The sequence below is a fragment of the Syntrophotalea acetylenivorans genome (assembly GCF_001887775.1).
GTDB lineage: Bacteria > Desulfobacterota > Desulfuromonadia > Desulfuromonadales > Syntrophotaleaceae > Syntrophotalea_A > Syntrophotalea_A acetylenivorans.
This window is the reverse complement of sequence record NZ_CP015519.1, coordinates 3,098,420-3,125,314: the sequence shown is the minus strand read 5'-3', so window position 1 is coordinate 3,125,314 and position 26,895 is coordinate 3,098,420. Positions and strand designations below refer to the sequence as shown.

The following is a 26,895-nucleotide window of genomic DNA, read 5'->3' as shown; positions in this document are numbered from 1 at the left end:
TACCGTAACGCCGTAGGGCGGACTTTTTGCGACGCCATCATAGTTCACCGACAATGCGAACCTCTGGCTCCAGGTTGATGCCGCTTTGCCGGTAGACCCGATCCTGTATCTGCTCCATCAGCGTCAGCACGTCGGCAGCTCTGGCCGATCCGCCATTGACGATAAAATTGCTGTGCCGCTCTGAAACCCGGGCTCCGCCAACGACAGCGCCCCGCATACCGGCCCGGTCGATGAGTTTCCAGGCTTGTTCTCCCGGAGGATTTTTAAAAACCGATCCTGCGTTGGGCCGACCGACCCCCTGCGAACGGCGTCGCTGCAATAACCGTTGTTTTACTTCCTCTTGCAGAGACTCGGCTTCGGCACTTACCAACTTGAGCTGGACGGCAACCACCACCCGTCCGGCGGGAAGATTGGTGCTGCGGTAAGCAAAACGCAGTTGCTCGGCAGTCCATTGTTCCTCGCCATCGGCGCCGGCGAGCACCACCGTGCGCACCAACCGGCCGAGATCCTGCTGCCCCGCACCGGCATTCATCGCTACCGAGCCACCCAGGGTGCCGGGAATGCCGGCCAACTGCTCCAGTCCGCCAAGTCCTGATTTGCAGGCTTCTCGGACCAGGGTCATGAGGCGTAGCCCGCCTTCGGCGGTAACCAGTGGTGCTGCAGAAAAATCGTAGCGATCGAGTCGGCCCATATGGATAACTGCGCCGCGGATACCGCCATCGCCCACCAGCATGTTGCTGCCGTTGCCGATGACCTGCCAGGGCAACTGCGCTTGCTGCAAAATTTTCAAAGCAGTCAGCAGATCGTCCCGATCTTGCGGCTGCACAAAGAGATCGGCCGGGCCGCCGATGCGCCAGGTGGTATGGCGACTCATCGGCTCGGAGGTCAGCACATCGCCACGAAGGGCGGCGCGTAGCTCTTTTACAATGGACTCAGACACTGTCATCCCGTCGCAGATACTCGATCAGACTTTCGCCTACCTGCCAGACATTGCCGGCGCCGAGGGTAATAACCAGGTCACCCTCCTGTACCGTACTTTGCAGATGGGCCGCCACCTCTTCAGCCGTGGCGACGTAATGAACCTCTTTATGGCCATGACCATGAATTTCTTCTGCCAAGCGCTGAGCGCTGACACCTTCTATGGCCTCTTCCCCGGCGGCATAGATGTCCATCACCACCAGGTGATCTGCCTGGTAGAAGGCGGTCACAAAGTCGTCAAACAGTGCCGCCGTGCGGCTGTGACGATGGGGTTGAAAAACCGCTACCACCCGACGGTCCCAACCGGCCCGGGCTGCCGCCAGCGTGACGCGGACCTCGGCGGGATGGTGTCCGTAATCGTCGACCACCATGATATCGTTCCGCTGATACTTGCACTGGAAGCGGCGCTGCACCCCGCAAAAATCATGAAAAGCCTCGGCGATGGTGGCGAAGGGGATCTCCAGCTCGCGAGCTACAGCTACGGCCGCCAGAGCGTTGAGCACGTTATGCTGCCCCGGCATGCGCATGGACAGGCGCCCCAGACGCTCTCCCTGATAGCAAACGGTAAAAGAGGTCCGTTCCTCCCGGTGCTCGATATCGATCGCGTTGAAATCGGCCTGGGTGGATAGACCGTAGGTGACGAAGCGCTTTTGCACCTGCGGAATCATACTCTGAATATTTGCATCGTCGAGGCACAATACTGCCACACCGAAAAAGGGAACCTTATTGATAAACTCGCTGAAGGTCTCCTTGATCTGGTCCAGGTCCCGATAAAAATCGAGATGATCGGCATCGACATTGGTAACCACCGCAATGGTCGGGGACAGTTTCATGAAGGAACCGTCCGATTCGTCCGCCTCGGCGACCAGGAATTTACCCTGACCGAGTTTGGCGTTGGAACCGATGGAGTCGAGGCGGCCTCCGATGACGACCGTAGGATCAATGCCGCCGTGGGACAGGACGGTGGCCACCATGCTGGTAGTGGTCGTTTTACCGTGGGTGCCCGCCACGGCAATACCGTATTTCATGCGCATCAACTCAGCCAACATCTCGGCCCTGGGAATAACCGGCACCAACAGGCGATGGGCTTCCAGAACTTCAGGGTTATCGGCTTTGACCGCCGTCGATGTCACCACCACATCGACTTCCTGCAAGTTCTCCGCAGAATGGCCGTAGCAGATTTCGCCACCCAGCTCGATCAGCCGGCAGGTAATTTCAGATTCCCGCAAATCGGAACCGGAGACCCGGTAGCCGAGATTGAGCAGGACTTCCGCAATACCGCTCATGCCGATTCCACCGATGCCCACAAAATGTATTTTGCGAATTTTACCGTACATAAATTACCTATTCTTTTCTTAACGCTACCGTTGCGCAGCTTCGGCAAGGCGGCGGCATTCATCCAAAATCAGCTCGGCGGCTCCCCGCTTGGCCAGGGATCGGGCCACACCGGCCATTGAGTTCAATCGTGACCGGTCCTGCAACAGGTCGCTGACCATTCGCGCCAGACAGTCGCTGGTCATTTCCGACTGAGGCAACATCAACCCCGCCCCCTTACTGCTCAACATGCGTGCATTGGCGGTCTGATGATCGGCGGCCGCAAAGGGATAGGGAATCAAAATTGAGGGCCGGCCGCAGACGGTCAGCTCGGCGAGAGTGGTCGCCCCGGCCCGGCAGATCACCAGGTGGGCTTTCGCATAGGCCGCGGCCATGTCGTTAATAAAGGGCACCACCTCGGCGTCATCCCAACCAGCCTGACTGTAGCCTTCCTGTGTCTCTTGCAGATCGGCAGCCCCGGTCTGATGTTGAATCCGCAAACGACCCCGAAATTCTTCGAGATGGGGCAAGGCACCGACCATCGCCCGGTTAATGGCCCGTGCACCACGACTGCCACCGAATACCAGCAGGGTCAGCTCATTCGACGGCAAGGGAGGGCAATCTTCCATACCGTTGCGCAGCGGATTACCGGTCAATATGGTGCGTCCGCGATTAAAGGCCCGATCCGCCTCGCTGAAGGACAGGCAGACCCTCTCGGCCCAACGAGCCAGCAACCGGTTGGTCAGTCCCGGCCAGGCATTCTGTTCATGAATCACACAAGGGATGCCTTTTAAACGAGCCGCCAACAAAGCCGGTCCTGAGGCATAACCGCCCACCCCGAGTACCACATCGGGTTTAAAGCGGTCAAGGATGCGCGACGCCTGGCGAATACTATTTGCCAGTTGCGGCACAAGCCGCAGTTTGCCCCAGACACCCTGTCCGACCAGACCGCGGATGTTGACCGTTTCCAGTGGCAGGCCAAGTTCCGGCAGAACCCGCGCTTCGATACCCCGTTTGGTGCCGACAAACAACACCTGAGCTTCGGCGTCGCTAGCCAGTAATTTTTGAGCCAAGGCCACGGCCGGGAAAAGATGACCGCCAGTGCCGCCCCCCGCCAATAATAATTTCATGGCGTCCCCTCCTTGGTCTGGCTGGAAACATTCAGCAATATGCCCACCGCCACCATGGTCACCAACAAGCTGGTGCCCCCGTAGGAAACAAAGGGCAGCGCCAGTCCCTTCGTCGGCAACAGACCCATGACCACGGCGATATTGATAAAGGCCTCCAACCCAAGCAGGGTCGTAATACCGAAGGCCAGGTGCCGGCCAAAATCATCCGGTGCCTGCAGGGCAGTGCGCAAGCCCCGCAGCACCAACATCAGAAACATGGCGGTAATTACCAGCACACCGGCAAAGCCAAGTTCTTCGCCGACCACCGAAAAGATGAAATCGGTGTGGGCTTCGGGCAAATAATAGAGTTTCTGCTTTCCTTCGCCCAGACCGTTGCCGAAAAAACCGCCAGTACCAAAAGCAATCAGGCTCTGAATAATCTGAAAACCCGTGTCCGTCGGATCTTGCCAGGGATCGAGGAAGGCCATGATCCGCCGCCGCCGGTAGGCTACGTGCCATACTGCATAGTAAAGAAAAGGCAGTGAAAGCAGGACAATATAGAGCAGGTGACTGATGCGTGTTCCGGCAGCCAGCAACATCAACCCGGCGACGATCGCCAGAGTCAAGGCGCTGCCAAGATCGGGCTGCAGCAGTAACAAGCCGAGCAACAGCGATAGCACGATCATATAGGGCAGAATGCCGAGTTTAAAGGTCTTGACCTTATCCTGTTTCTTGGCCAGGGAATGAGCGACGTAAACGACCATCGCCAGTTTTACCGCTTCGGCCGGCTGAAAATTGAACCCTGGCAACCGAATCCACCGACAGGCACCGTTGACCTGGGCCCCGACACCGGGCACCAATACCAGAATCAGGGCGAGAGCGCTGCAAATCAGCCCCGGAACCGCCAGTTTGCGCCACCGGTGGTAATCAAAACGCATAAACCCGGCCAGCAGAACAAGACCGGCCAGGGCAAAGATCCCCTGGCGCTTGAGAAAATGAAACCCGTCCTGATATTTCCCCACCGCCATCACCGAAGAAGATGAATAGACCATAACCAGGCCGAAACAGGTCAACGCCACCGCCAGCACCAGGATGGTATGATCGTAGCCCCGTTGCAAGGTCATGGCTCAACCCTCCCCTTTCGCAGGCAACTGGTTGACCGCTTTAACGAAGGCCTCGCCCCGTTCGGTATATGAGCTGAACATATCGAAACTAGAACAGGCCGGGGAAAGCAATACCGAACCACCGCAGGGAGTCATTTGATGCGCAAGAAGCACTGCCTCTTCCAGGGTGGCTGCACGCTGAGTGATAACTTTGCCCTGGAAGGACTTTTCCAGGCGTTCCGCCGCTTCGCCAATAAGAATGGACAAGGCGACTTTGCCGGCTGCTGCTTCGGCCAGGGGAGCGTAATCGCCACCCTTATCCCGTCCTCCGGCGATCAAAGTCACCGGTGCTTCCAATCCGGCCAGGCTCTTGACCACACTGCCGACATTGGTCCCCTTGGAATCGTTGTACCAGACCACGCCGTCCAGTTCCCTTACCCGCACCATGCGATGCTCCAGGCCGCCAAAGGCACACACGGCCGCCCAGGCGATCTCTGCCGGGCACCCCTCCAGCAAGGGGGGAATCAGGGCAGCCATCACGTTTTCCAGATTATGGCTGCCGCACAACTGCAACTGACCGGCAGAAAATCGGGTTTCTTGACCGGCCCAGCGCCACACCAGTTCTCCCCCGACCAGACTCATGCCTTCATCGAGCTGACTGCTGGAGGAAAACAGCACCTTGCGACAGGGCGCTGACTCGGCCAGAGCCAACACCTGAGGGTCATCGCCGTTAAGTACCGCCACATCGCCATCGGCCATGTTAAGAAACAGCTGCTGCTTAGCGGCTAGGTAGGCGGCCATATCGGGATAGCGGTCGAGATGATCGGGGCTGAGATTGAGAAGCAAGCCGTATCGGGGGCGAAAGGTATCGATCGCTTCAAGCTGGAAGGAAGAGAGCTCCGCCAGCAACCAGTCCCACTGCTCATCCACCGCTTCGATGAGAGGGGTACCGAGGTTGCCGCCAACGAAACTCTTCTTGCCCCAGGAATGAAAGACTTCTCCCAACAGGCAGGTTGTGGTCGATTTTCCGTTGGTACCGGTAACAGCCACCAGGGGCGCGGTCAGCTCGCGACAGGCAATTTCGATCTCGCCCAGCACCGGTACCCCCTGCTGCCTCGCGGCGACAATTGCCGGCAAAGTCAAGGGCACCCCGGGGCTGATGGCTATCAGGTCGGCAGCGACGAACAGTTCCGGGTTGTGGCCGCCGCAATCCAGGGTGACTCCCCGGGCCGCCAGGGCGGCCAACTCTGGACGGTCGGCGGCACTGCGGCTATCGGACAGAACCACGCGAGCGCCACGGCCTAAGAAAAACGCCGTCAGCGCCAGCCCTGTCCGGCCAGCTCCTACCACCACTACCTGTTGTCCATCGTATGCTGCCATGCTACCTCGTTACAAACCCAAAACCGATCGTTTTCAATCCACAGTAAATTTCTATATCTACCTCAGCTTCAGGGTCGACAGGGCGACCAAAGCCAGAATGATGCTGATGATCCAGAACCGAACGATAATCTTCGGCTCCGCCCACCCCTTGAGTTCAAAATGATGATGCAGAGGCGCCATGCGAAAGATCCGTCGGCCGTAAAGCCGGAAAGACGTAACTTGAAAGATCACCGACAGGGCCTCTACAACAAAGATTCCGCCGACGATGACCAACACGATCTCCTGCTTGGTAATCACGGCGATAGTGCCCAGCGCCCCACCGAGGGACAGGCTGCCGACATCCCCCATGAACACCTGGGCCGGATAGGTATTGAACCAGAGGAACCCCAGCCCGGCACCGACCATGGCTCCGCACAACACGGCCAACTCACCAGCTCCCTGCACTGAACTGATCTGTAAATAGCTCGACAAACGGGCGTTACCTGCCAGGTAGGCAAACAACAGATAGGTGCCGGATGCGATGATGGTCGGGCCGATGGCTAGGCCGTCGAGGCCGTCCGTTAAATTGACGGCGTTGCTCGCACCAACGATGACCAACACCGCAAAGGGGATGTAAAACACTCCCAAATCAGGCAGTAAACCCTTGAAAAAGGGTACCGCAAGAGTCGTCTGAAAGGGGGGGTAGAGATACAGGATGATGCCGGCTGTCGTCGCCAGCAGCGTCAGGGATAGCATCTTCTGCCTGGCCGAGAGGCCGTCGCTGCTCTTGCTCCTGACCTTGCGGTAATCGTCGAAAAAGCCGACCACACCAAAGCCGATAGTGACCAGCAGGGTAACCCAGACGTAGACATTGCTCAGATCGGTCCACAACAAGGTCGGCAACACAATGGCCAGCAGTATCAGGGTGCCGCCCATGGTCGGCGTCCCTTCCTTTTTGAAGTGGGACTCGGGACCGACCTTGCGGATACTCTGGCCTATCTGCAAACGAGACAGTTTGTCAATCAACCAGGGACCAAGGATAAAGGAGATCACCAGGGCCGTGATGGTTGCGTAGATGGTGCGAAAAGTTATATAGCGAAAAATATAGAATACGGAGTATTCGCTATGTAACGGATAAAGCAAATGATACAACATTCGAGGGGGTCTCCTAATATCAATTCAAGCGCCGCCAAACGGCGGTCCGTTCATACCAGAGGTGTTGCTTAGTGCCCTACCGCTTGCTGGGGATGGCAAGCTTTGAGAGCGTTACAAATTTTTTCCATGGCCATGCCCCGGGATCCCTTGACCAGCACCCGATCTCCCGGTTGTACAATCTGCAGCAATTGCTCGGTCAGGTCCTTATGGTCGGCAGCCACCGTGACCCGCCCCTTTTTCATCCCTGCGTGACGGGCGGCAGCAGCCGTTTCCTTCGACAATTCGCCCAGCAGCAGAATTTCGTCGGCGCAACCGGCAGCCACCTGACCTACCTCCCGATGCAGTTGAGCCGCGGCCTCACCGAGTTCCAACATATCCCCTAACACAGCGATGTTGCGGCCTTTCCCCGGCAGTTCAGCCAGAGTTCCCAAAGCGGCCTTTACCGCCAGAGGGTTGGCATTGTAGCAGTCTTCGAGCAACAGCACATTATCCGCCAACGTGATGACTTCCATGCGCCCGGCGCAAGGCCGAAACAGCTCCAGGCCGCGGACAATCAGCGTGGCGTCAATTTGCAAGGTGTGGGCCACCGCCGCCGCCGCCAGTGCATTGTGTACGTTAAAGCGCCCCCAGGCATGCAATTGAACCGGATAGCTGCCGTCAGGAAGCTGCAGACAAAAGCGTACCCCTCTTTCCCAGAGTTCGATATTTTCGGCTCGCACTGTCGCCGATTCGCAACAGCCGAACAGTAACCGCCGTACGCCGTTGGCCACCGGCAGGGCAAGAACCCGCTCATCATCGGCGTTGATCACAGCCGTCCCCTCCGGTGGCAAAGCGGCGAAGAGTTCGCCCTTGGCCCGGGCCACGCCGTCCAGGCCGCGCAGAGTTTCCAGGTGCGCGGCGCCGATATTAGTGATAACGCCGATCTGTGGTTGGGCTATCTCTGCCAGACGGGCAATTTCCCCGAGGGCGCTCATGCCCATTTCCAAAACCGCCCAACGGTGTTCCTCACGCAGGGTAAAAATGGTCTGGGGCAGGCCCACCAGGTTATTAAAGTTACCCGGGGTAATAAGACCCGCCCCGGTCAAACCGAGAATGGCCCCGAGCATCTCCTTGGTTGAGGTCTTGCCCGAGGATCCGGTCACGGCCACCACCGGTCCGGCGAAGGACTGACGGCGGGCGGCCGCCAGATCACCAAGGGCTCGCAGGGTATCCTTGACCCGAATAATCGGTACGGGGAAGCCGGAGATAACCTCTTCGCTGAGACAGGCCACGGCGCCATTACGAGCCGCACGCAAAAGAAAATCGTGGCCATCGAAGTTGGGACCCCGCAACGGTATGAACAGGTCTCCGGGCTGGGTACTGCGACTATCGGTAGAGATACCGCTGACACTGCCCTGTGCCCTGCTCGGAGTCAGGCTGCCGGCGGTAATCTGTACAATGCGCTGGAAATCAAGCTCCATGGCAGCCCTCCCGTTCTTGCAACGCTCGTCGCAACTCCTCGCGGTCATCGAAATGCAACCGCTGATTGCCGATCAGCTGATAGTCCTCGTGTCCTTTGCCGGCCACCAACAGTAGATCTCCCTTGCCCAACTGGCTGACGGCAAAATCGATAGCCGCACGCCGATCGACGATCACCACATAACCCCCGCAGCCTTTTTCTGCTGCCTGCTGTTGGGACCACTGTCCTTTAAAAACTCGCTCCAGTCCCAGCCGGATATCGTCGATGATGGCTCCGGGGTCCTCGGTACGGGGATTGTCCGAAGTCACCACGACCAGAGCGGAATGACGGGCTGCCACCTCTCCCATCACCGGCCGCTTACTGCGGTCCCGGTCGCCGCCACAGCCAAACAGGGTGATGATGCGATCGGGCTTCAGGTCGGTAACGGCCGCAAGCGCCTTGTCCAAAGCATCGGCAGTGTGGGCATAGTCGACCAGAATCAGAGCGCCAAGAGCGTTCTCTACCGGCTCGAGGCGGCCGGGGACTGCGGTGGCCTCAGCTAATCCTTCAGCCACCTTTGCCGGAGCAAGACCAAGGGCCAGGCCGGCTGCAGAAGCGCAGAGTAGGTTACTGAGATTGAATTCACCCCGTAGCGCCGAACACAATTCAAAATCACCTGCAGGACTGGCGATACTTGCCTTGATCCCTTCCAGCGAAATATCGCTGACGGTAGGATGCACGTCGGCTTCTTGACTCAGCCCACAGCTCCATAAGCCCTGGCATTGCTTCGCCAGCCGCTGGCCATAAGAGTCGTCGATATCGATGATCGCTTGACGCGGTCCCCGGGAGCCAAGACCGGTAAAAAGTCGGCACTTGGCCTGAAAATAAGTTTCCAGATCGCCATGATAATCTAGGTGTTCCGGCGTCAGGTTGGTAAAGATGCCCAAATCAAAGGCGATACCGTCGACCCGCCGTTGCTCCAAGGCGTGAGACGATACCTCCAGGATCAGAGTATCGGCTCCGGCCCGGTGAAAACGGGCCGCCAACTCTTGTAAATCCAACGATTCCGGTGTGGTGTGGGTCGACGCCAGCAACTGTCCCTCGAAACGATAATTGACCGTACCGATAACAGCCGGACGCCGGCCTGCACTGCTCAAAAGAGTTTCCAGAAGGTAACTGACGGTCGTCTTACCGTTGGTTCCGGTAATGCCGATTACCAACATATCCTTTGTAGGATCGTCGTAATAACAGGCGGAAGCCAAAGCTAACGCCTGACGGGCATCATCGACCAGGATTCCCGTTACCTGCGGGGGCAGGGGTCTTTCTGTCTCATACACAATTGCCTTAGCACCACGCTGCAACGCATCGTCGATGAACCGATGTCCATCAGCAGCAACACCGCGCAAGGCAAAAAAAGTGCTCCCGGGAACCACTTGACGGGAATTGTAGTGAAGGGCGGATATTTCCCCATTGGCCGGACCGATGATCGCGCGCGGCGTCAGCTTTTTAACCAGCGTGGAAATATTTATGGAATGACCTGTTGTCATGTCCCCGCCAAGTACGATTAAAGATGATTACTAGGCCGGTGGTGCCAGCCTGACCCAAACTTCGCTTCCGTATTGAATGGCCCTGTGGGGCGCCGGGTTCTGTTCCACGACCCGACCGCTGCCCTTAAGCTTGATATTAAGCCCGGCCCGTTCCATCGTTTGCAACACCTGACGACTGCTCATGCCAACACAATCGGGCATGATAGGCAAGTCCCCCTTGGCACGGACATCCGCCAAACTGGTCAAGGCCGCAGGAAAAGGGTCTTGAAAAACGATCTCTGGCAGTGCCGATTGTTTTACCGGTTCCGTTGGCGACACCCCCAGGTGGCGCAACGATTGTTCAGCGATTCTAGAGAATACCGGAGCTGCCACCAGCCCACCGTAAGTCTGCCCCTGCGGTTCATCGACAACCACCAGTATCACCAGCTTTGGTGCCTCTGCAGGCAAAAAACCGACGAAGGAGGCTACCCGTTTATCCGCCGAATAGCCGCCGGTCACCGGATCGACCTTCTGAGCCGTACCGGTTTTACCTGCCACGGTAAATCCCGGAACCTGCGCCAGAGGACCGGTGCCATCCTCGGAAACCACGCTGACCATCATGTCCCGAACCTGTTGTGCTACCGCTTCAGACATTACCCGATGCACCGTTCGGGGCTTGTACTTCTCCACGATGGCCCCCTGGCTGTCCATAACCTGTTCCACCAAGTTCGCTTCCATCAGCAAGCCGCCGTTGGCAATGGCTGCCGTGGCCCGAGCCAGTTGCAAAGCGGTTACCGCTATTCCCTGGCCAAAAGAGATATTCGCCAGATCCGCTTCGAACCATTTCTCGGGACGCCGCAATAAGCCTTTTGATTCACCGGGAAAATCAATGCCCGACCGATCACCAAAACCGAAGTCCCGTAGATAACGGTAGAAGCGATCCCTTTCCAGCTTTTTGCCGATCTTGGCTGAACCGATATTGGAACTGAGCTTGATGATGTCGTTAACAGTCAATCGCCCGTAGCGATGGGTGTCACGCACCTTCCGTCCGCCAACGCGATAGAGCCCGTTTTCACAATCGATTTTCTGTTGCGGGCTGACCAGTCCTTCGTTGAGTGCCGCTGCCACCAAAAAGGGTTTCATGGTCGAACCGGGTTCGAAGGCGTCGCATACTGCTCGATTTCGCCACTGACTGGGTCGGCTGCTGCGATAGGAATTGGGGTTATAATCCGGATAGCTGGCCATGGCCAACACTTTTCCTGTTTCCGGATCGAGAACCACCACCGTACCGGCCGTGGCCTGTGCCTTACGCACCCCGGCGGCCAATTCTTTTTCGGCGATATACTGCAAGTTTTTATCGAGGGTCAACCTCAGACTGTGTCCAGGGTTCCCTCCCTGCACCGAGGCATCATGATCGCCGAAACCGAGACTTTTGCCCTTGCCGTCCTTTTCGACCACCAAAAATCCCCGCTCGCCGAGCATCTGGGAATCGTACTGCAACTCCAGCCCTTCAAGCCCTTTTGGGTCGAGCCCGGTAAACCCGATAACCTGCGCGCCGAGTTGAGAATTGGGATAGTAGCGGCGGTGCTCCTTGATGAATCCAACCCCTTTGAGCTTCAGAGCCCGCAGGCTTTCACTTTCCCTGGGCGACACCTGCCGCTTAACCCACAAAAAGCGTCGTTCTTTGCTCAGATTGGCTAACAGGCGACGTTGCGACAGAGACAAGACACGTGCTAAAGCTTTCGCCGTGCCGGGTATGTCCTGAATCCGATGGGGTTCGACATAAACCGAGTCGACTGCGGTACTCAGAGCCAATTCCTGGCCGTTACGATCATAGATGGTGCCTCGCTGGCGAGGCAGCTGCACGATTCGCTGATACTGACGCTGGGCACGCTTTTCAAACAACTCATGGTCAAGAACCTGCAAGCTCAGTGCACGGTAACCGATCAGACCGAAAGCCAGGATGAATCCCAGCCCGATCAGTTTGATCCGCCAGTTATGCCAGCGATTCGAATGCTTCATCGGTTGATGTACACCACCTGTTCAGGAGTCGGGTTGCGTAAAGCGAGCTGTTTTTTGGCCACATCCTCGATCCGCCCGGGATGACGCAGAGTAGCCTTCTGTACCCGCAGACGCCGCACTTGGCGATTGGCCTCCCGCAGCCGAGATTCGTCCTTGGAGATATCGTACTGCAAATTGAGCAACTGCAGGCGAGACCAGACGAAAAACAAAGAAACGGTAAGCAAGATGGCCAAAAACACAAAAACCCGCAACAGCCTCGGGGGCTGCAGCGGAATCAGATTAACCTTGGGAACCGGCCGAACGATAGTATGCGCCATGACATCCCTCCTGTATCTTTACATTGCCGAGCAAAACCCGCAGGCGGCCTTCTCGGAATCGGCCTGAAAAAATGTTTTTTTTCGGCGTGACATAATCAGTCTTGGCAACGGCACACTGCCCGCAATACCGCACTGCGGGATCTCGGGTTGTTGGCCACCTCTTCTTCACTGGCCTTCAGCCCCTTGCGAGTCAGCACCTTGACCCTGGGCTGGTGATTGCATACACACTGTGGCAGCCTGGGCGGGCAGATGCAACCTTGTGACTCGCTGCGAAAAAACCGTTTGACCAGGCGATCTTCCAAAGAGTGAAAGCTGATCACCGCCAGTCGCCCACCGGGGCGCAGGTAGCTTATGGCCTTCTCCAGGCCACGCTTCACATGTTCCAGTTCACCGTTCACCTCGATACGCAGCGCCTGAAAGACCCGGGTGGCCGGATGAATCCTGGCCGGCACACGCCCCTTGGGCACGCTATATTTAACAAGCTCAGCAAGCTGCCCGGTCGTGGTCAGAGGCGTCTCGACCCGTTGTTCGACAATTCGTCGGGCAATGCGCCGAGAGTACCGCTCTTCGCCATATTCGTAAAATACCCGTGCCAGTTCCTCGGCAGAGTACTGTTGCAGGATGTCGGCAGCGGTCAGGCCGGTGCTGCGATCCATCCGCATGTCCAAGGGCGCATCGACCTGAAAAGAAAATCCCCGATGACCGGCATCGAGCTGAAAGGAAGAAACACCGAGGTCAAGCAGCATGCCGTCCACCGCCTCGATGCCCAGTTCTTCAAGGACCTGATCGACCTCACTGAAATTTGCGTGACGCAGGGTCACGCGATCACCGTAGGGGGACAGAATCCGGGACGCCGCCTGCAATGCATCTTGATCGCGGTCGAGTCCGATCAGACGGCCGTCAGGAGCGGTGGCATCGAGGATCAAGCGGGAATGGCCGCCGCCGCCGAGGGTGCCGTCGACAAAAATTTCACCCGGCTCAGGTTTCAGGCAGGCCAAAACTTCGCCCGGCATTACCGACAGATGTTGGAATTCGGGCCCCGTCACCATTTAGAAGCCCAGATCGTAAAGAGTCTGAGGATCTTCGTTGACCAGCGCTTCGGCGGTCCGCATTATCTCTTGGTGCTTAACCCGGTTCCACAGCTGAATCTTATTGAAGGAACCAACTACCACGACCTCCCGAACCTCTTCCAATCCGGCATATTCGCGCAATGATTTACTAATCTGGATGCGACCCTGCTTATCGAAGGAACAGGGGATGGCGGGGGTGATCAAAGAAAGATATATGGCTTCGCGCATCGGGCCGGCGTCCATTTTCTGCACATTTTCGACAATGCGCTGCCATTCGGGCACGGGATAAGCGACCAGCCCCCCCTTCTGCTGGGTAACCATCAACTGCTCATCGTCATAGGCTTCGGCCAGCACCTCACGGAACTTGGCCGGAATGCTCGCCCTGCCCTTGGCATCGATGGCGTTATTATGTACCCCCTGAAAGGTCATCCTTACCCCAGCATGGTCTCATTTGACACTTTTACCCACTTATTGGCCAAAACTATAGCGAGACACCCCACACCTGTCAAGCGGATTTTTATGACTTTTTAAGAACTTAGCTCACCAAAACAACAAGAGCGCCCTCCGGTTGAAGGGCGCTCTTTTAAAACAAAAATAAGGGACCAAATCGGTCATATTGAGCAGGAGGCAAACAACATCTAAAAGAGTTTATTAATTTCAGTCGATTATGCCGTAAGCACTCCTCTAAACATCCTCTTCCGGCGGCTTTGGGGGCAATTTTAGTTCAATAGCCTCGATACGCTTATCGACCACCCTGCGCACAGTAAAAATAACCCCCTGCGCCTCACAGCTCTCACCTCGGGCGGGGATGGTTCCGAGACAATGAAGCAGAAATCCAGCCAGAGTCGTGGCATGCTCTTCAGAAAGCTGCAGCTCAAATTTCTGGTTAACATCCCGCAGGGCGGCGCTGCCCCCGATCAGAAAACGACCGGGACTCAGCTCGCGGAACAGGATTTCATCGGCGTCGTACTCATCCTGGATATCACCGACAATCTCTTCAACGATATCCTCCAGGGTAACGATACCTTCGACCCCGCCGTATTCGTCGACCACCACCGCCAGATGCATACGCTCCTGCCGCATGGTCTGCAACAGTTCACTGATGCGCTGAGACTCGGGAACAAAATAAGGAGCCCGAGCCAAGTCGGGCAATGAAAACTCCCCAGGCTGATGCACATAGCTGAGGATGTCTTTGCTGTGAATGACGCCCACCACTTGATCAAGGCTCTGTTTGTAAACCGGAAATCGCGAATGGCTGGCTTGCTGTGCTATTTGCAGCACTTCGGCAAAGGGGGTGAAAACCTCCATGCCTACCACCTCGGTGCGGGGGATCATGATATCGCGAACCCGAATCTGGGTCAGTTCAAAAACACCATGCAGCATGCGGCGTTTTTCCTGGCCTACCACCCCGGCCTCCTCACCAACGGTGATCATGGTACGAATCTGGTCCTCGGAGATGTCCTCCCCGTCGGTCTCACTGCGGCCGAAACGGTTCATCAGCCGAGCCAGGCCCGTCACCAGCCAGACCACCGGCCCCAACAGTACCATGACCAGCTTAACCGGCCGGACCACCCAAAAAGAAACCCGTTCGGGGTTACGGGCGGCAAAAGTCTTAGGACAGACCTCGGCAAATACCAGAATCACCGGGGTCAGAATGATGATGGTCAGCAGTTCGCCGTGTTCACCGAAAAAACGTACGAAGAACGCCGTGGCGAAGACCGAAGCGGCTATGTTGACCAGGTTGTTGCCAACCAGAATAGCGCCGAGCAAGCGGTCCGGTTGCTGGCGGATAGACTCCAGCAGCCCGGCACCGGGCTTACCCTTGGTCACCAGGTACTTGATTCGCAAGGAATCGAGGGTCAACAGGGCCGTTTCCGAGCCGGAAAAAAAGGCCGACAGGGCAATCAGCAATGCCAGAATCATCAGATAAAAATACGGATCGTCGAACAACCGAAACTCCTCAACAAGTTTTTCACTATAGTGTACCGGGAGTTTACTTGAAGGAAGCCTGCAAGACAACGTTTCCTTGTCACAGCCCTCGATTTACATTCCCTGCCCAAGCGGGGCAGCCCGGATACAAATACAAATACAAAATGCCTACAGGCAGGCCACCAATATCTTGCACCTTTAAAGGAAGCCCGGCTTGTGCTATAAGGCGTGAAAACAAACGGCTCTCTTACTTTCGAGGACGAATCATGGATCAGACTCAGGCGGCGAAACGACATCGACAACTCTGTGCGGAACTGCACCGCCACAACACCCTGTATCATATTCATGATCGGCCGGAAATCGGCGATGCCGAATACGACCGACTTTTCAGCGAACTGCTCCAGCTCGAGGAGGCCTTCCCTGAACTGGACACTCCGTCCTCCCCTTCCCGCCGGGTCGGTGCACCACCCCTGGAGAAATTCAAATCGGTGGCTCACAGCCTGCCGATGTTGTCCCTGGAGAATGCTTTTAACGACCAGGATATGCGCGATTTCGACGAACGCATCAAGCGCTTCCTGTCTACCGACGAAACCATCGAATACGCCTGTGAACTCAAGATGGACGGCGTCGCGGTTGAACTAGTCTACCACGAGGGCCGACTGGAGGTCGGCTCTACCCGCGGCGATGGCAGCAGCGGCGAAGGAATCACCGAAAATCTGCGCACCATCGCCTCAATCCCCCTGCTTCTTTCTGAGGACGCACCCTCACTGCTGGAAGTAAGAGGCGAAGTCTACATGGAGCTCGCGGCCTTTCAGTCCCTTAACGAAGAGCGACAGGAGGAGGGCCTGGCTAATTTCGCCAATCCTCGAAACGCCGCCGCCGGCAGCCTGCGTCAACTGGACTCGGCGATTACCGCCCGCCGCCCCCTGCAGATCTTCTGCTATGGAATCGGCCTGCTCGAAGGACCCCGTCCCCACAGCCACTCACAACTGCTGGAGCAACTCCGCACATGGGGTCTACGAGTCAATTCAGAAGAGACTAAGACCGCCAAGGGGATCGATCAGGTACTTGCGATCTATGCCAATCTGCTCCAAAGACGGGACCAGCTCCCCTACGAAATCGACGGCATGGTGGTCAAGGTCAACAATCTGGCCCTGCAACGGGAGTTGGGGGAAAAGACCCGAACGCCGCGCTGGGCCATCGCTTACAAGTTTCCGCCACGCCAGGCAATCACCACTATCGACGACATTGTGCTGCAAGTCGGCCGTACCGGCGCCATCACCCCGGTGGCCCAGTTACGACCGGTGGAGGTCAGCGGAGTGATCGTCTCCCGCGCCAGTCTGCACAATTGGGACGAAATCGCCCGTCTCGACGTACGAATCGGTGATCAGGTGGTGGTGGAACGAGCCGGCGACGTCATTCCCGACGTGGTGAAGGTATTGACCGAAAAACGCAGCGGCGATGAACAAGCCCTGCCCCTGCCGCTCAATTGCCCCGTTTGCAGCGGCCCGGTCAGCCGCCTTGAAGGCGAGGTCGTGCCCCGTTGCCAGAACAGTTCCTGTCCGGCCCGCCTGCGGGAATCCCTCAAACACTTCGTTGCCCGGCGAGCCATGGACATCGACGGCCTCGGTCAACGTACCATCGACCAACTATTAGAACGCGGCCTGGTGCGGAATTTTGCCGATCTCTACCGCCTGAGCAGAGAAGAGCTGCTGGCATGCGAACGAATGGGCGAAAAATCGACGGACAAACTGCTGGCCGCCATCGACGCCAGCAAGGAGAGGCCCCTGGCACGTTTCCTGTTCGCCCTCGGCATTCGCAACGTCGGTGAGCATCTGGCCAAGCTGCTGGCCGCACAATTCGGCACCCTGGCAGAACTGGCCACTGCCGGTCACGACCAACTGCTGGCCTTGCACGAAGTGGGTCCGCAGGTCGCCGAGAGCGTAGTGGACTTTTTCGCCAACGAACGCAACCGGCAACTCCTGGCCGAATTGCAGGAGGCTGGCGTACGGCCCCAGGCTGGAGAAAAGCGCAGCGGCGGACCATTGACCGGCAAGACTTTCGTCTTCACCGGCAGCCTGGAGATCTTCAAACGCAAGGAAGCACAACAGTTGGTCGAAGGCCGCGGCGGCCGCGCTTCCGGTTCAGTGAGCAAAAAAACCGACTACCTGGTGGCCGGCCGGGACGCCGGGAGCAAACTTGATCGAGCCAACGAGTTGGGGGTGACAGTGCTCAGCGAAGAGGAATTTCAGCAATTGCTGGCAAGGATCGATAACGGTGAACAGCATTAGAGTGAAGCTGTCCGTCCGGGGACAGGTGCAGGGAGTCGGTTTTCGTTATTTCACCCGGCGCACGGCCGAAGCCCTGTGCCTCACCGGCTGGGTACGCAACTGCGCCGACGGTTCCGTTGAAGCGGTATTGGAAGGACCAGAGGAGGCTGTCAGCGCTGCCCTTGATGATCTGCGCCAAGGACCGGCGGGGGGACATGTCGATGCCCTGCACTGTGAAAAAGAGCCCTATCGGGGGGAATTTGATGGTTTTGAGGTAAGGTTCTAAAGCATTCTCACGCTCGTTCGCTTCGCTCACTTAAGCCGCAAAGCCGCAAAGAGATACAAACCCAGTTTTCTTGGCGTCTTTGCGGCTTGAGCGACTGAAAGGAGCGGGCGTGAGATTCATGTTTTGCTCTCACTCCTCCTCATCCCGCAAAGCCAGGCTCTCCCTATACACCTCGCTGCCGGACAGCCCATAAATCTTAGCCACCTGCTTGACGATCTCCCGCATGGGCAGGTCCGTTTCCTTGCGCCAGCGCCGCAGAGCATCCCGCACCGATTCCTCCGGTGTACTCTGCTCAGCGGGGCCGATGAGCAACACGATCTCGCCCCGCACCTTACCGGAAAAATGCTCGCAGGCTTCGGCTGCGGTGCCACGGAACAGCTCTTCGTGGACTTTGGTCAGCTCCCGCACCACTGCGACCTGCCGCTCTTCTCCCAATTCCGTCAACACATCCTGTAGCGCCGCCGCCAGCCGATGGGGGGCCTCGTAAAAGACCGTGGTGCGCAGTTCCTGGCGCAGGAGTCGCAGCGCTTGGCAGCGGGCGTGGGTCTTGGCCGGCAAAAACCCTTCAAAAGCAAAACGCTCCGTCGGCAGACCGGCCATGGCTAAAGCGGCAATCAGCGCCGAAGGTCCGGGAATCGCGCTGACCGGAACCCCAACCTCATGACACCGCTGAACCAGTAAACAGCCAGGATCGGAGATAGCCGGGGTACCGGCATCGGAGATCAGCGCCACGTCCTTGCCTTCCTGCAAGGTCTGCAGAAGCTGTTCGCCCTTGGTCACCTCATTGTGCTGAAAATAGCTGGTCAACGGAGTGGAGATACCGTAATGGTTAAACAGCTTACGGCTGTGGCGGGTATCCTCTGCCGCCACCAGATCGACTTCTTTCAAAATCCGCAGCGCACGGGGGGACAGGTCCTCCAGATTGCCGATGGGCGTGGCGACCAGGTAGAGGGTGCCGTTTTCTTCAGACGCAGCGTCTTTAGCACTCACCGCTGGTCGCCTCCAGTTGCTCCAGGTCCTTCAACCAGAGAGCCACGCAAGCATCGCTCGGCATACGCCAGTCACCCCTCGGCGAAAGGACCACGCTGCCGACCTTGGGACCGTCGGGCAGGCAGGAACGCTTGAACTGCTGGGCGAAGAAGCGCCGATAGAAGGTCTGCAACCAGCGCCGCAGCTCTGCGTCGCTAAACTGCCCGGCAAAGACCTGTTGAGCCAGAAATAAAATTTTGGCGGGGCGGTACTGCAGACGCACGCAGTGGTAGAGGAAGAAATCGTGCAGTAGATAGGGGCCGACTTTGTCCTCGGTACGCTGCTTGATCTCACCGTTTTCGTGGGGCGGAAGCAGTTCGGGAGAGACCGGCGTCTCACAGACATCGATGAGAATGTCCGCCGTTTCACCAGCAAACTCCGCTTCGGCGCACCAGCACACCAAGTACTGCACCAGGGTCTTGGGCACGCCGCCATTTACGCCGTACATGGACATGTGGTCGCCATTGTAGGTGCACCAGCCAAGGGCCAGCTCGGACAGATCGCCGGTGCCGATGAGCAGGCCACCGACCTGATTGGAGATATTCATCAGCAGTTGAGTGCGCTCACGGGCCTGGGCGTTTTCGTAGATGATGTCGTGGACCGTCTCGTCGTGACCGAGATCGACGAAGTGTTGTCGCACTGCGGCGTCGATGGAAATCACCCGCAGAGTGACGCCGAGCAATTCCGCCAACCGCTCGGCATTGGTACGGGTGCGGCCCGTGGTGCCGAAGCCGGGCATTGTGATGGCCTCGATACCGCTGCGGTCATAACCGAGCTTGTCAAAGGCCTTGACCGTCACCAGCAGGGCCAGGGTCGAATCGAGACCGCCGGAGATGCCGATCACCACCCGGGAGCAATTGACGTGACGTAATCGCTTGGCCAGACCGGTAGTCTGAATCTCGAAGATCTCATGACAACGCTCGGCCCGCTCTTCCGCCGCCACCGGCACAAAGGGGGTCGCCGGTACCGGTCTCAGAAGGGGCACAGCGCCCGTATCAGGTAGAGAAAAACCGATAAACCGGTAACCGGCATCGCTGCGCGAAGCGCCGAAGCTGTTGTTCTTGACCCGCTCGTTGACCAATCGCTCGATGTCGACATCGGCCATTATGGTCTGGCTTTCAAATTGGAAACGTTCGGTTTCAGCCAGCACCGCGCCGTTTTCGGCGATCAGCGAATGACCGGAGAAGACCAGGTCGGTACTCGACTCGCCGGGGCCGGCCGAGGCGTAGACATAGGCCGCCAGACAGCGGGCCGAATTGGCCTGAACCAGATTGCGGCGATAGGCTTCCTTTCCGAGCAATTCAGGACTGGCCGACAGGTTGAGCAGTACCGTCGCCCCGTTCACTGCCATCTGTCCACTTGGCGGGCTGGCCACCCAGCCGTCCTCGCAAATTTCGATACCGATCACGCAGTCGGGCAGCTCTTCGGCACGGAACAGCAGGTCGGGCCCGAAGGGGATCGTCTCACCGCGCCACTCGAGGAAGTCGGCAGTGCGGTCCCCAGCCGAGGAGAACCAGCGCTCCTCGTAAAATTCCTGGGTATTGGGCAAAAAGGTTTTGGGCACCAGACCGAGAATCCGACCGCAGGAGATAAATGCCGCACAGTTAAAGAGCCGGCCACCCTGGGCCACCGGCGCACCGACCACCAGGGTCAACTCCTTGTCGGCGCTGAATTCGGCCAACTCGAAGAGAGCTTGCTGCGCCTGCTCGATCAGCAACGACTGAAAGAACAGATCGCCGCAGCTGTAGGCTGTGACACACAGTTCGGGCAGCAGAAATAAACGGCAATCGCCATTAGCGCTTACCGCCTGACGAATTTTCTCGCAATTGAAAGCGATATCCGCAACCCTATGTTCGGGGCTCACCACCCCGATTCGGACCAGCCCATGATCGGACAACCTGGTTTCCATGTTCACATCCCTCTCTTTATAAATAAGTGTCTATTCGGGAACCTTGGATAGACATTATGCGGTTTTTACATGGAAAACGAGCAATTTTCCCCAAGGTCAAGCAAGCGTGCGGACTGACGTCGAGATTGGGGGAAAGGGCCGTTTTCGGATAAAAACTTCTCAATAATCCGGCAAACCGAAAGCATCGGCAATATGTTCGATCTGCGCCTGGTCGTTTACCACCTGCACCGCCAGCACATCGAAACGCGGCTGCAAATCCTGCCGCCCCTGATCCTTGAGGTACCAGCTGGCAGCCCGCAAAATCTGACGCTGCTTGGTGGGGCCGACCGCTTCCTGGGGTGCCCCGTAGCATGTACCGCGACGGGTCTTAACCTCGGCGAAGATCAGGACTTTGCCCTGACGGGCGATGATATCGATCTCCCCCACCGGGGTGCGCAAATTACGAGCGACGATCTTGAATCGGCGACGGCGCAAAAAACGGGCCGCCTGTTCCTCACCCCATTTGCCCAACGTCTGGCGCTGCTCGGTCACAATCCCTCCATACCTGCACAATCTGCTCCCAGCCACCAGAGGCAAACTGAAACATGCGAGTGCTGTAAACACTATGAAGATAGCAACTTATAACCCCTGGCTTTAAAACCTGTCAATTTTTTTCCCCCGATCGTCCTCGGCCTGTCCACTGTCCCACCATCCTTGCTTTGATTCATCACGTACTGTAGATTGGATGAAACATATATAGCCATTACAGGAGGTTTCCCATGCTTCGCCTTTTCAGTGTTCTACTTGCCCTGGCGGTGCTGCTCCCGCCCGCAACGGTCTTCGGCGCCAAAAAAACGGAACGCAAACCGGCTCTGGTGGCCTCCACCACTCAAATCGCCGATTTCGCCCGCCAGATTGCCGGCGACAGGATGACGGTTACCTCCATCCTGGCCCCCGGTGCCGACCCCCATACTTATCAACCGACACCCGACGACGTTCAGATCGTGTTGGACGCCGATCTGTGTCTGGAAAACGGCCTGCACCTGGAAGGCAAGAGCTGGATGGCTACCCTGGCCAAGGATGCCGGCAAACCCCTGGTTACGGTCACCAGGGGACTGGCTCCACTGGAGATCGAGGCTGACGGCCAGAGTATCGCCGACCCCCACGCCTGGTTTTCGATCCGCAACGCCGCCCTCTATGTCAACAACATTGTCCAGGCCCTGGAGCGTTTCGATCCGGACCGGGCCGAAGAGTACCGAGCACGGGCCACGCTCTACCTGCAGCAACTCAGAGTCCTGGATGCCTGGATCCGTCAACAGGTCAACCGCATCCCTCCCGAGCGCCGGGTACTGGTCACCACCCACGATGCTTTCAACTATTTCTGCCGCGAATACCGTTTCAACCCCAACAACGACTTTCTGAGCATCGCGCCGGTAGGCTGGTCCACCGGCAGCGAAGTGGGCGCCGGCATGACCCCGGAGCGCCACAAGCAGGTGGTGGAATCGATCCGCCAGGCCGCCACCCCGGCCATCTTCGTCGAAACGACCATCAATCCCAAGCAGGTGCGTGAAATTGCCCGGGACACAGGAGTCGAGATCGGCGGCGAACTCTATTCGGACTCCATGGGTCCGGCCGGCAGTGCCGGTGAGACCTATATCGGCATGATGCGCGAAAACGTGCTGATCATCGTACTGGCGCTAAAACCATAAACAACGCTAAGTGCTTAAGTACAAACACCGACATCTTTTAACGCAAAGGACCCACCATGCGCTTTACCTTGACGGCTCTGGCCTGGCTGCTCATGTTCGGCGGCCTGAGTCTTTACATCCATCAGCGCGACCGACAAAAACCCCCGCCCCTGCAGGCGCCAGTACAACAAGGCCTTGCCGCCCGGGAGTTCACTTTGGAACTTACCGCTACCTTCTCTCCGGAAGCCGACCCCTTCGCCTTGCAGGGGGATGAGGCCGGCGCAGCGCCCCTGGTAGTGCGAACCGCCGCACAAGAGCTGTATCGCACCGAAAACCTGGAGCCGGGGGTGGCGCTGCAGGTGACCCCGGTGCACGGTCTGGTGAAAGGACGCAACGAACTCTATGTGGAAGCCCAGCCACCGGTAAGCGAAGCCGGCCGGGATCACGCGGTGCGGGTCCGATTGCTACAGGACAACTTGGTCCTGGTGGACCAAACCCTATGGGGGCAAGGCGGGTCCAGCGTGGCCGGCACCATCCCCTTTACTCTGGAAGCGCATGGGGAGGAGTCACATGAGCACTGAGCGGACGCCAGCCATCGAGGTACGTAACCTGACGGTCAGCTACGGTGCGAGGCCGGCCTTGCTGGATGTGTCGGTAACCATCGAACCCGACCAACTGGTGGGGGTGATCGGCCCCAACGGCTCGGGTAAATCCACCCTGATCAAAGCCATCCTCGGCTTCGTACCGCCCGATGTGGGCGAAGTGCGAATCGCTGGCCAGCTTGTTGACAAAGTTAAGGGCCAGGTGGCCTACGTACCCCAGCGCGGAGCGGTAGACTGGGATTTTCCCATCACCGTGCAGGAGGTGGCACTCATGGGGCGCTACCAGCAAATTCCCTGGTACCGCAGTCCGGCCAAGTCTGACCGCGAGGCGACCATGGAAGCTTTAAGCATGGTCCGCATGGAGGACTTCGCCCAGCGCCAGATCGGCCAGCTTTCCGGCGGGCAGCAACAGCGCGTATTTCTGGCCCGGGCCCTGGCGCAAGGAGCGGATATCCTGCTGCTTGACGAACCCTTTGCCGGAGTCGATGCGGCCACCGAGCGAGCGATTCTCGACGTGCTGGAGCGAGCCAAGAAAGCGGGCAAGACCCTGGTGGTGGTGCACCACGACCTGGCCACCGCGGCAGAATACTTTGACAACCTGATTCTGCTCAAACAACGCCTATATGCTTACGGCCCCCCCGGGCCGTACTGCAGGAAGAGCTTCTCAGCCAGGTGTACGAAGGACGCCTGCGGGCCTTTGCCGATCTGGCGGAAAGGAAGGAAGCATGATCGATTTTCTGCTGCAGGCGTTCTGGGCTCCCCTGACCGAAACCTACTTCCAAAAAGCCCTCATCGGAGGTTGCATCGTGGCGGTAGTGGCGGGAATGGTCGGTTGCCTGGTGGTGCTGCGTCGCATGGCCTTTCTCGGCGACGCCCTGTCCCACGCCATGATCGCCGGGGTGGCCGGCGGCTACCTGGTGATGAAGCTGCTGTTCGGGCTCGAAGCCCATGCTCCCGGCATGCTGCTAGGCTCGCTGCTGGCGGCGGTAGTGACTGTGGCCCTGATCGGTTTCGTGTCACGCATCTCCCGGGTCAAAGAGGATACCGCCATCGGCATCATGTACACCGGGATCTTTGCCCTGGGGGTTGTATTGGTATCGATCTTCCGCCACTACATCCATATCGACCTGATGCACTTCATTATGGGCGACATCCTCGGCGTGGCCGATACCGACTTGTGGACCAGTGCCATCGTTGCTCCTCTGGTAATAACTATTTTGATCCTGTTTTTCCGCCACTTTCAGCTGACCACTTTCGACCCGGTAATGGCGGCCTCCATCGGCCTGCCGGTGCTGCTGCTCGACTACGTACTGACCACCTGCGTCTCCCTGGTAGTAGTCAGCGCCGTAAGCATGGTGGGAGTGATCCTGGTGGTGGGACTGCTCATCACCCCGGCAGCCACGGCCTACCTGCTCAGCGACCGGCTGGATCGCATGATGGCCCTGGCGGCGCTGTTCGGCGTGACCAGCGTGGTTGGCGGGCTCTACCTGTGCGTCTGGCTCGATTCCGCCGGCGGAGGTGCCATCATGCTGTTCTGCACCCTGCAGTTTCTGGTAGTGCTGACCGTGGCGCCACGCTACGGGCTGCTGGCGCGCTGGCTGCGGCTGCGAAGGCTGGTGCCGCAGCAGGTGGTAGAGGATGTCCTGACCACAATATTGCGCCAGGAAGAGGCTACGCCCCTCTCCGTCATCCGCCTTCATGTGCCGCAGCATGCCTCCCTGACCAGAGCCCTGCGACAAATGGCCCAGGACAATCTGATTCAGGAGTCGGAACAGGGCTATCGGCTCACCGAACCGGGGCAGAAAGAAGCTGCAAAGATCCTGCGCGCCCATCGACTGTGGGAGACCTACCTGGAGTCCATCGGCTCCCCGCAGGACAGCCTTCACACGACAGCGCACCAGCTGGAACATGTACGGGCCGACGGCACCGTGGACTACCTCGACGAGAAGCTGGGAAACCCCAAACTCGACCCCCACGGCAAACAGATTCCACCACCGCAAAAGAACAATAACCAGTCCTGACCCGGGCTATTATTGGAACAATTACAAATAGCCCTCCCGATAGATACGGGAGGGCTATTTGTTTAAACCGGCAGTTGATACCAAACCGATGCGACCTGATATACTTTATTGACATACCGCATCAAGGAGGTGTCTCCATGACCGCGAAAGAAAACAAGACCAAAAAACTAAGGGGGAGATACATTCTGCCGACCAGAGGAAACAACGTCCCCGATATTCACCGACCCTTTTCCTGCAGCTGGTATCGAATCGTGTTCAAACCAGTCGGCCGGCTGAACAATTCCCCCGAGGATCCGTCGCAGGACTCACGGCCGGGATAACAGTCACTGGCGAGCCCACAATTCCCGCGCCACATCGGCGGCTGTTCTGTCGGCTAAATCAGCTAATCGTACAGCTTCGCGCCTAAACAGTTCTGAATAAGCTGTGGTTTTCTTTCCCGCCATAATGAGACCTCTTAATCAAGAATACCCTCATTGATTAGGGTGTCCACTTTTCATGGGTAGGGCCGAAAACTAACGGTTCATGATAACCGGCGGCGACGCGACAAATACGAACCACCGAAAACTTAGGTTATGGTTTTCAAATTTTTTCAGAGGTATTTTCCGGCCGGTTGATTAGTTTGTTAGGCTCCATTTCTGGTGTTCCGTTGATTCCTTTTGGGAGAGAATGGAGCCATTGACTAACCTGCATAATTTCTTTGTTTTCTGAAATTCGCTTATGCCCTGGGCCTTTTTTGATGATGTGTTGAAGATGTCCGGGAATTGTGACTGCACTTTTACCGAAATACCAAAATTCATAACAAATTAATACGTTGCTGCCACTAGTGTCTCTTTTTATGTCGTTTCGATTGTGGTGCGGATTTCTTCTTTGTATCCAATGTGCGTTTTCGACACTGTAAATATTGTCTCCGTGCTTGCTGTACCATTCACCATTTATTGTTGGTTTTTTAACTTCAAATTTTGGATTGATGTCGTATTCGGTGATTTGTACAACCTTGGAAACAATTGCAGCATAAACCAACTTATTATTTCCTACGGTGTTTTTTGAACCAGTTCCGAACAAAATGTCACCTGCCCTTGCATTCCTGCGGATGGCTGGCTTGCAAGTGGCTAGCGTGAGGAATCCGTGGAACGGATTTGGCGCAAATCCTGAGTCGTGTTTTAGTACATAGGAATATATTTCCATTTTTTGGAGCCTAACAGTGTTTAGGCGGGTCCGTATAAACCGCCGAATAGTGTTTTTTTGCCCGCATAACACTCCTGATAATTTTTACCCAAAAAGCACAAATAGCTCAATTTCATATACTTGGCTAATACCTAACAAAATTTATCGGCATTTTATGCGGACCCGTATAACACTACCAATACAGAGCTGTTCAAAGGCCATGAACTGGACTTTAAACAGCTCTTGGCCCGCGGTTAAGAACATGAGTGTAAATCATTGTGGTCTTGACATCGCGATGGCCCAAAAGTTCTTGAACCGTCCGAATGTCATATCCCACTTCCAGCAAATGGGTGGCAAAAGAGCGAAAGGCATGACAAGTGGCACGTTTGGTTTTGGATAGGGGCGCTGACTTTTTGCCTAACGGCCAAGTTGCTCGAGGAGTTTCGGTTGTGGAGCCATGCATCCGCCGGATTCAGGGCAACCAAAGTAGGATCAAATAACGCGGGAACATTTATAGCATTTTAATTTTTCCCGGTCAATAATTCCAGAATTCGCCTTGCAAGAAACTCAAATTGCACGAGTTGATTTCGCTGGACCTGGGCACCGCCGGCCGTAACAAGGTCTTTG

At 57.2% G+C, this 26,895-nt stretch carries 23 protein-coding genes and 2 pseudogenes; 7 read left to right on the top strand and 18 right to left on the bottom strand.

The window, feature by feature from the left end; translation table 11 throughout:
• Positions 1–37: 37 nt before the first annotated feature.
• The 13 genes from murB to A7E78_RS14285 all read right to left on the bottom strand — a co-directional run bounded on the left by murB (position 38) and on the right by A7E78_RS14285 (position 15,341).
• Positions 38–940: a UDP-N-acetylmuramate dehydrogenase gene (gene murB / locus A7E78_RS14345; protein ID WP_072284902.1), complete on the bottom strand. Its 903-nt coding sequence runs from the start codon at positions 938–940 to the stop codon at positions 38–40.
• Entirely contained in the window at positions 933–2,315 is a 1,383-nt protein-coding gene (gene murC / locus A7E78_RS14340) for a UDP-N-acetylmuramate--L-alanine ligase (RefSeq protein WP_072284901.1), read from the bottom strand. The genes murB and murC overlap by 8 nt, the downstream gene beginning before the upstream one ends.
• A 24-nt stretch (positions 2,316–2,339) precedes the next feature.
• The gene (gene murG / locus A7E78_RS14335) at positions 2,340–3,422 is read right to left on the bottom strand and encodes an undecaprenyldiphospho-muramoylpentapeptide beta-N-acetylglucosaminyltransferase (protein WP_072284900.1); all 1,083 of its coding nucleotides are present in this window, start codon (positions 3,420–3,422) and stop codon (positions 2,340–2,342) included.
• Positions 3,419–4,525, bottom strand: a complete 1,107-nt coding sequence (gene ftsW / locus A7E78_RS14330; protein ID WP_072284899.1) for a putative lipid II flippase FtsW — start codon at positions 4,523–4,525, stop codon at positions 3,419–3,421. Before ftsW ends, murG begins: the two co-directional genes overlap by 4 nt.
• 3 nt (positions 4,526–4,528) lie before the next feature.
• Positions 4,529–5,884 carry a UDP-N-acetylmuramoyl-L-alanine--D-glutamate ligase gene (gene murD / locus A7E78_RS14325; protein WP_072284898.1) on the bottom strand — a complete coding sequence of 452 codons (1,356 nt, stop codon included), beginning with the start codon at positions 5,882–5,884 and terminating at the stop codon, positions 4,529–4,531.
• A 57-nt stretch (positions 5,885–5,941) separates the two neighbouring features.
• Positions 5,942–7,018 (bottom strand): phospho-N-acetylmuramoyl-pentapeptide-transferase, encoded by a 1,077-nt coding sequence (gene mraY, locus A7E78_RS14320; RefSeq protein ID WP_072284897.1) that lies wholly within the window; start codon positions 7,016–7,018, stop codon positions 5,942–5,944.
• Between the two features lie 68 nt (positions 7,019–7,086).
• A complete protein-coding gene (locus tag A7E78_RS14315; protein WP_072284896.1) occupies positions 7,087–8,478 on the bottom strand; it encodes a UDP-N-acetylmuramoyl-tripeptide--D-alanyl-D-alanine ligase in 1,392 nt (463 codons plus the stop codon).
• On the bottom strand, positions 8,468–10,003 hold the full coding sequence (locus A7E78_RS14310) for a UDP-N-acetylmuramoyl-L-alanyl-D-glutamate--2,6-diaminopimelate ligase (RefSeq protein ID WP_235606761.1): 1,536 nt from the start codon (positions 10,001–10,003) through the stop codon (positions 8,468–8,470). Before A7E78_RS14310 ends, A7E78_RS14315 begins: the two co-directional genes overlap by 11 nt.
• A 30-nt stretch (positions 10,004–10,033) precedes the next feature.
• Complete coding sequence (locus tag A7E78_RS14305) at positions 10,034–12,004, bottom strand: penicillin-binding protein (RefSeq protein WP_072284895.1); 1,971 nt, start codon at positions 12,002–12,004, stop codon at positions 10,034–10,036.
• Positions 12,001–12,321, bottom strand: coding sequence for a cell division protein FtsL (gene ftsL, locus A7E78_RS14300; protein WP_072284894.1), 321 nt, complete (start codon positions 12,319–12,321; stop codon positions 12,001–12,003). Before ftsL ends, A7E78_RS14305 begins: the two co-directional genes overlap by 4 nt.
• Before the next feature lie 95 nt (positions 12,322–12,416).
• Positions 12,417–13,370, bottom strand: coding sequence for a 16S rRNA (cytosine(1402)-N(4))-methyltransferase RsmH (gene rsmH, locus A7E78_RS14295; protein ID WP_072284893.1), 954 nt, complete (start codon positions 13,368–13,370; stop codon positions 12,417–12,419).
• Positions 13,371–13,820 (bottom strand): division/cell wall cluster transcriptional repressor MraZ, encoded by a 450-nt coding sequence (locus A7E78_RS14290; protein WP_072284892.1) that lies wholly within the window; start codon positions 13,818–13,820, stop codon positions 13,371–13,373.
• Positions 13,821–14,075: 255 nt separating this feature from the next.
• On the bottom strand, positions 14,076–15,341 hold the full coding sequence (locus A7E78_RS14285) for an HlyC/CorC family transporter (protein ID WP_235606760.1): 1,266 nt from the start codon (positions 15,339–15,341) through the stop codon (positions 14,076–14,078).
• A gap of 245 nt (positions 15,342–15,586) precedes the next feature.
• Between A7E78_RS14285 and ligA the strand changes: the two genes are divergently transcribed.
• Positions 15,587–17,611: an NAD-dependent DNA ligase LigA gene (ligA, locus tag A7E78_RS14280; protein ID WP_072284891.1), complete on the top strand. Its 2,025-nt coding sequence runs from the start codon at positions 15,587–15,589 to the stop codon at positions 17,609–17,611.
• Entirely contained in the window at positions 17,598–17,876 is a 279-nt protein-coding gene (locus tag A7E78_RS14275; protein ID WP_072284890.1) for an acylphosphatase, read from the top strand. The genes ligA and A7E78_RS14275 overlap by 14 nt, the downstream gene beginning before the upstream one ends.
• A 129-nt stretch (positions 17,877–18,005) precedes the next feature.
• Here A7E78_RS14275 and rsmI read toward each other — a convergent pair whose 3' ends face one another.
• The 3 genes from rsmI to A7E78_RS14260 form a co-directional block, all read right to left on the bottom strand.
• Positions 18,006–18,866, bottom strand: coding sequence for a 16S rRNA (cytidine(1402)-2'-O)-methyltransferase (gene rsmI, locus A7E78_RS14270; RefSeq protein WP_072284889.1), 861 nt, complete (start codon positions 18,864–18,866; stop codon positions 18,006–18,008).
• Entirely contained in the window at positions 18,856–20,814 is a 1,959-nt protein-coding gene (locus tag A7E78_RS14265; protein WP_072284888.1) for an NAD(+) synthase, read from the bottom strand. Before A7E78_RS14265 ends, rsmI begins: the two co-directional genes overlap by 11 nt.
• Positions 20,815–20,973: 159 nt before the next feature.
• Positions 20,974–21,345, bottom strand: coding sequence for a YraN family protein (locus A7E78_RS14260; protein WP_072284887.1), 372 nt, complete (start codon positions 21,343–21,345; stop codon positions 20,974–20,976).
• A 227-nt stretch (positions 21,346–21,572) separates the two neighbouring features.
• Here A7E78_RS14260 and A7E78_RS14255 point away from each other — a divergent pair, with 227 nt between their 5' ends.
• From A7E78_RS14255 to A7E78_RS14235, 5 genes and pseudogenes are all read left to right on the top strand, one after another.
• Positions 21,573–22,502 carry a metal ABC transporter solute-binding protein, Zn/Mn family gene (locus A7E78_RS14255; RefSeq protein WP_072284886.1) on the top strand — a complete coding sequence of 310 codons (930 nt, stop codon included), beginning with the start codon at positions 21,573–21,575 and terminating at the stop codon, positions 22,500–22,502.
• 56 nt (positions 22,503–22,558) lie between these two features.
• A complete protein-coding gene (locus tag A7E78_RS14250) occupies positions 22,559–23,062 on the top strand; it encodes a hypothetical protein (RefSeq protein ID WP_072284885.1) in 504 nt (167 codons plus the stop codon).
• Positions 23,052–23,812: pseudogene (locus A7E78_RS15800) on the top strand (metal ABC transporter ATP-binding protein). Before A7E78_RS14250 ends, A7E78_RS15800 begins: the two are co-directional and overlap by 11 nt.
• Positions 23,809–25,104, top strand: a complete 1,296-nt coding sequence (locus tag A7E78_RS14240) for a metal ABC transporter permease (RefSeq protein WP_235606758.1) — start codon at positions 23,809–23,811, stop codon at positions 25,102–25,104. Before A7E78_RS15800 ends, A7E78_RS14240 begins: the two are co-directional and overlap by 4 nt.
• A gap of 137 nt (positions 25,105–25,241) precedes the next feature.
• Positions 25,242–25,424 (top strand): hypothetical protein, encoded by a 183-nt coding sequence (locus A7E78_RS14235; RefSeq protein ID WP_072284884.1) that lies wholly within the window; start codon positions 25,242–25,244, stop codon positions 25,422–25,424.
• A gap of 259 nt (positions 25,425–25,683) precedes the next feature.
• Here A7E78_RS14235 and A7E78_RS14230 read toward each other — a convergent pair whose 3' ends face one another.
• Both A7E78_RS14230 and A7E78_RS15485 read right to left on the bottom strand, forming a co-directional pair.
• Positions 25,684–26,289: an Nmad2 family putative nucleotide modification protein gene (locus A7E78_RS14230; protein ID WP_072284883.1), complete on the bottom strand. Its 606-nt coding sequence runs from the start codon at positions 26,287–26,289 to the stop codon at positions 25,684–25,686.
• A gap of 211 nt (positions 26,290–26,500) precedes the next feature.
• Positions 26,501–26,662 (bottom strand): annotated as a pseudogene (locus A7E78_RS15485) (tyrosine-type recombinase/integrase); the annotation flags it as partial.
• Positions 26,663–26,895: the final 233 nt, after the last annotated feature.

What these genes read in the sequence shown, in the direction of transcription:
- ftsW (WP_072284899.1), bottom strand. Translation starts at nt 4,525, where the DNA reads ATGACCTTGCAACGGGGCTACGATCATACCATCCTGGTGCTGGCGGTG.
- A7E78_RS14310 (WP_235606761.1), bottom strand. Translation starts at nt 10,003, where the DNA reads ATGACAACAGGTCATTCCATAAATATTTCCACGCTGGTTAAAAAGCTG.
- A7E78_RS14290 (WP_072284892.1), bottom strand. Translation starts at nt 13,820, where the DNA reads ATGACCTTTCAGGGGGTACATAATAACGCCATCGATGCCAAGGGCAGG.
- A7E78_RS14265 (WP_072284888.1), bottom strand. Translation starts at nt 20,814, where the DNA reads ATGGAAACCAGGTTGTCCGATCATGGGCTGGTCCGAATCGGGGTGGTG.
- rsmH (WP_072284893.1), bottom strand. Translation starts at nt 13,370, where the DNA reads ATGGTGACGGGGCCCGAATTCCAACATCTGTCGGTAATGCCGGGCGAA.
- A7E78_RS14240 (WP_235606758.1), top strand. Translation starts at nt 23,809, where the DNA reads ATGATCGATTTTCTGCTGCAGGCGTTCTGGGCTCCCCTGACCGAAACC.
- A7E78_RS14230 (WP_072284883.1), bottom strand. Translation starts at nt 26,289, where the DNA reads ATGGAAATATATTCCTATGTACTAAAACACGACTCAGGATTTGCGCCA.
- A7E78_RS14255 (WP_072284886.1), top strand. Translation starts at nt 21,573, where the DNA reads ATGCTTCGCCTTTTCAGTGTTCTACTTGCCCTGGCGGTGCTGCTCCCG.
- murC (WP_072284901.1), bottom strand. Translation starts at nt 2,315, where the DNA reads ATGTACGGTAAAATTCGCAAAATACATTTTGTGGGCATCGGTGGAATC.
- A7E78_RS14250 (WP_072284885.1), top strand. Translation starts at nt 22,559, where the DNA reads ATGCGCTTTACCTTGACGGCTCTGGCCTGGCTGCTCATGTTCGGCGGC.
- A7E78_RS14305 (WP_072284895.1), bottom strand. Translation starts at nt 12,004, where the DNA reads ATGAAGCATTCGAATCGCTGGCATAACTGGCGGATCAAACTGATCGGG.
- A7E78_RS14315 (WP_072284896.1), bottom strand. Translation starts at nt 8,478, where the DNA reads ATGGAGCTTGATTTCCAGCGCATTGTACAGATTACCGCCGGCAGCCTG.
- A7E78_RS14235 (WP_072284884.1), top strand. Translation starts at nt 25,242, where the DNA reads ATGACCGCGAAAGAAAACAAGACCAAAAAACTAAGGGGGAGATACATT.
- ligA (WP_072284891.1), top strand. Translation starts at nt 15,587, where the DNA reads ATGGATCAGACTCAGGCGGCGAAACGACATCGACAACTCTGTGCGGAA.
- mraY (WP_072284897.1), bottom strand. Translation starts at nt 7,018, where the DNA reads ATGTTGTATCATTTGCTTTATCCGTTACATAGCGAATACTCCGTATTC.
- murD (WP_072284898.1), bottom strand. Translation starts at nt 5,884, where the DNA reads ATGGCAGCATACGATGGACAACAGGTAGTGGTGGTAGGAGCTGGCCGG.
- murG (WP_072284900.1), bottom strand. Translation starts at nt 3,422, where the DNA reads ATGAAATTATTATTGGCGGGGGGCGGCACTGGCGGTCATCTTTTCCCG.
- ftsL (WP_072284894.1), bottom strand. Translation starts at nt 12,321, where the DNA reads ATGGCGCATACTATCGTTCGGCCGGTTCCCAAGGTTAATCTGATTCCG.